This window comes from Nocardia sp. NPDC002869 (assembly GCF_046764065.1).
In the GTDB taxonomy this organism is placed as follows: Bacteria; Actinomycetota; Actinomycetes; order Mycobacteriales; family Mycobacteriaceae; genus Nocardia; species Nocardia rhamnosiphila.
Genome location: NZ_JBKOOL010000287.1, coordinates 1 through 3,357, shown reverse-complemented (window position 1 = coordinate 3,357; position 3,357 = coordinate 1). Strand labels below are relative to the sequence as shown.

The 3,357-nt window shown below is 68.3% G+C and carries 4 protein-coding genes; all 4 read right to left on the bottom strand.

All coding sequences use genetic code 11. The features are described from left to right. Positions 1 to 196 precede the first annotated feature (196 nt). Positions 197 to 1,417: a bifunctional phosphopantothenoylcysteine decarboxylase/phosphopantothenate--cysteine ligase CoaBC gene (gene coaBC, locus ACLML9_RS28180; RefSeq protein WP_411948341.1), complete on the bottom strand. Its 1,221-nt coding sequence runs from the start codon at positions 1,415 to 1,417 to the stop codon at positions 197 to 199. 40 nt (positions 1,418 to 1,457) lie between these two features. Continuing rightward, a complete protein-coding gene (rpoZ, locus tag ACLML9_RS28175) occupies positions 1,458 to 1,736 on the bottom strand; it encodes a DNA-directed RNA polymerase subunit omega (RefSeq protein WP_030521475.1) in 279 nt (92 codons plus the stop codon). 62 nt (positions 1,737 to 1,798) lie between these two features. Next, positions 1,799 to 2,371, bottom strand: a complete 573-nt coding sequence (gene gmk, locus ACLML9_RS28170; RefSeq protein WP_411948340.1) for a guanylate kinase — start codon at positions 2,369 to 2,371, stop codon at positions 1,799 to 1,801. A gap of 20 nt (positions 2,372 to 2,391) precedes the next feature. After that, a complete protein-coding gene (mihF, locus tag ACLML9_RS28165) occupies positions 2,392 to 2,712 on the bottom strand; it encodes an integration host factor, actinobacterial type (RefSeq protein WP_411948339.1) in 321 nt (106 codons plus the stop codon). Positions 2,713 to 3,357: the final 645 nt, after the last annotated feature.

The window sequence follows — 3,357 nt, the reverse complement described above, 5'->3', positions numbered from 1 at the left end:
TCACACGCCCCTGCACTCCCAGACAATTAGACGGGGCGGCGTAATTGGGGTTTCGGCCACCATCGTGGCGGGGTTTCGGCCCGGCCGCGCCCGCTCCGCGGCACGCGCACCCCGAGCGGGCTGGAGCGTATCGCGTTCGCGCCCTCGGCGGGCACCTCTCGCGCCGCCACGGCCGTGGCACAGCGGGTGCCCGGGCTCAGCTCAGCAGGGGACCCAGCGCGTCCAGGACGCGACTGGCCAGCAGCGCCTTGGATCCGTGGTCGAGCGCCTGTTCGCTGCCGTCCGCGCGCAGCAGCCAGCCGTCGTTGGTATCGACCTCGAACGCCTTACCGTCGCCCACCGCGTTCACCACCAGCAGATCGCAGCCCTTACGGGCCAGTTTCGCCCGCGCGTGGGTGATCACGTCGCCGTCCGCGTCGCCGGTCTCGGCGGCGAATCCGACGATGGCCGTTCCGGGCAACCGGCCCTCCCGGCGCTCCTGGACCAGACCGGCGAGGATGTCCTCGTTCTTTTCCAGGGCGATGGTCGCGGGTTCGTCCTTGCCCTTCTTGATCTTGGCGGCGGCCACCGTGGCGGGCCGGAAATCGGCGACCGCGGCGGCCATGATCACCGCGTCCGCGCCGACCGCGTGCTTGTCGACCGCGGTTTTCAGCTGTTCGGCCGTGGTGATGTGGACCAGTTCGACCGCGGCCGGCGGTGCCATCTCGATGGTGTTGCCGGCGATGAGCGTGACCTGGGCGCCGCGCTGGGCGGCGACCCGGGCGAGGGCGTACCCCTGCTTACCGGAGCTGCGGTTGCCGAGGAAACGGACCGGGTCCAGCGGTTCCCGGGTGCCGCCCGCGGTGATCACCACCCGCCTGCCCACCAGGTCCCGCGGGATCGCGTCGGGGCGTTCGAGCAGCAGTGAGGCGAGGCCGAAGATCTCCTCGGGTTCGGGCAGGCGGCCCGGGCCGGTATCGGTACCGGTGAGCCGGCCGGACGCGGGCTCCATCACGGTGGCGCCGTGCGCGCGCAGAGCCGCCACATTCGCGACGGTCGCCGCGTGCTCCCACATCTCGGTGTGCATGGCGGGCGCGAACAGCACGGGACATCGGGCCGTGAGCAGGGTCGCGGTGAGCAGATCGTCGGCGCGCCCGTGGGCGGCCCGCGCCATGAGGTCCGCGGTGGCGGGCGCGATGACGACGAGTTCCGCCTCCTGGCCCAGCCGCACATGCGGCACCTCCGGCACATCCGAGAAGACCCCGGTGTGCACGGGATGGCCGGACAGCGCCTCGAAGGTCGCCGTGCCCACGAACTGCAGTGCCGCCTCGGTGGGGATCACCCGGACGGTATGGCCGGTCTCGGTGAACCGCCGCACCAGCGCGCACGCCTTGTACGCGGCGATTCCGCCGCCCACCCCGACAACTACCCGCGCCATCGCGCGCCTCCTGCCCTATCGGCCCATCACCGGCCGGCGGTCATTCGCCTTCGGTGTGTTCGAGCAGATCGCTGTGGATCTCCCGCATCGCCACCGACAGCGGCTTCTCCTGCGGCAGCGGCTCCACCAGCGGGCCGACGTATTCGAGAATGCCGTCGCCCAGCTGGTTGTAGTAGTCGTTGATCTGGCGGGCCCGTTTGGCCGCGTAGATCACCAGGCTGTACTTGGACGAGGTGCGGTCGAGCAGCTCGTCGATCGGCGGATTGGTGAGGCCGACCGGGGTGTCGTAGGCGGGCGTAGCGGTATCCGTACTGCTCACTGAGGAAGCTCCTGCGGGGTCGGTGGCTCGGCTGCGCGGCGGCTCTCCGACCGCGCAACTGGCTACGAATTGGAATTCGTGCTGACGAACAACGATACCAACTGCGCGCAGGCGCTGGTCACGGTGTCGTTCACGATCACAGTGTCGAACTCGTCACGTGCGGCCAGTTCCACCCGCGCCGTCGCCAGGCGGCGTTCGATGACCTCCGGCGATTCGGTGCCGCGGCTGCGCAGCCGGTCCACCAGTTCCTCCCAGCTGGGCGGCGCGAGGAACACCAGCACGGCCTCCGGCATCACCCGCCGGATAGACCGTGCTCCTTCGAGATCGACCTCGATGAGTACCGGCAGCCCCTCCGACAATGCGGCGCGCACCGGCGCGGCCGGCGTACCGGACCGCTGCAACCCGCCGTGGATATCCGCCCATTCGAGCAGATCGCCGGAGGAGATCATCGCGTCGAACTCGGCCCGGCTGACGAACCGGTAGTCGCGACCGTCGACTTCACCGGGACGCGGGTCCCGGGTCGTCGCCGAGACACTGAAAACCAGTTCCGGCAGCCGTTCGCGGACACATCGCACCACGGTGGATTTGCCCACGGCCGAGGGGCCGACCAGTACAACCAGCCGACCCTTCGTCATGTTCTCGATCACCGAGGGTGTCAGGCGCCGAGATCGAATTTGGCGAGCAGCGCTTTGCGCTGCCGGTCACCGAGACCACGCAGCCGGCGGGTCGGCGCGATCTCGAGCTCGTTCATGATCTCCTCGGCCTTGACCTTGCCGACCTTGGGCAGGGCTTCCAGCAGTGCGCGCACCTTCATCTTGCCGATGATCTCATTGCTCTCGGCCTGGCCGAGGACCTCTTTGAGGTCGGTGCCGCCCTGCTTCAGGCGATTCTTGAGTTCTGCCCGCTCACGGCGAGCGGCAGCCGCCTTCTCCAGAGCAGCGGCGCGCTGCTCATCAGTCAGCTGGGGAAGGGCCACGGTTCCTCCGTCTCATCATTCCTGCATCAAAACCTGCCGAACTACCCGGCAGTCTCAGCGACCGTACCCACGCCGCCCCCGGATTGCGAACCCACCCCCCAGGTCAGGGCATGAATCGGACCCGGTATCGCCCCCTTGCCGACCCGCCCGCATCCGCGCTTGCCGTAACTGCGACCCGCACCCCACCGCCCACGAAACAGCCTGCCATCAGCGGCTTTTCAAGCACAAACCAGAGTTGCGGCGCGATAACCACCTGTGCGATCGACCTGCTGGCTACCGCCCAGCCGCCCTACCAGGAATTTTCTGGGAAATTTTCGTCCGAGCCCCTGCTGAGCGAGCGGAAGCGGCTCCGGCAACAAAAACGGGCTTCCCCGGACCCCTCGCGACAACCACCGAGGCGCCCGTATCGTCCGAATATGTACAGCGTACAGCGGCAGCCGGATGGGTACATCCGCGTACTCACGAGCCGAGGCAAAACAGATCCCGCCCCCGCGGGCCCTACACCGGCCTCCGATCCCGGACATCGAATGCCGACGCAACCCGCATGCGTCGAGATGCTCCTATGGATGTCAAGTGGGGAGCTCGGGTGTGGTGATGAGGTGGTAGAGCTCTCGTGCGATGTAGCGTTTGAGGCAGCGGATGATC

Bases quoted from the DNA above. Each gene is read 5' to 3' on its own strand.
- coaBC (WP_411948341.1), bottom strand. From the start codon at position 1,417: ATGGCGCGGGTAGTTGTCGGGGTGGGCGGCGGAATCGCCGCGTACAAG.
- gmk (WP_411948340.1), bottom strand. From the start codon at position 2,371: ATGACGAAGGGTCGGCTGGTTGTACTGGTCGGCCCCTCGGCCGTGGGC.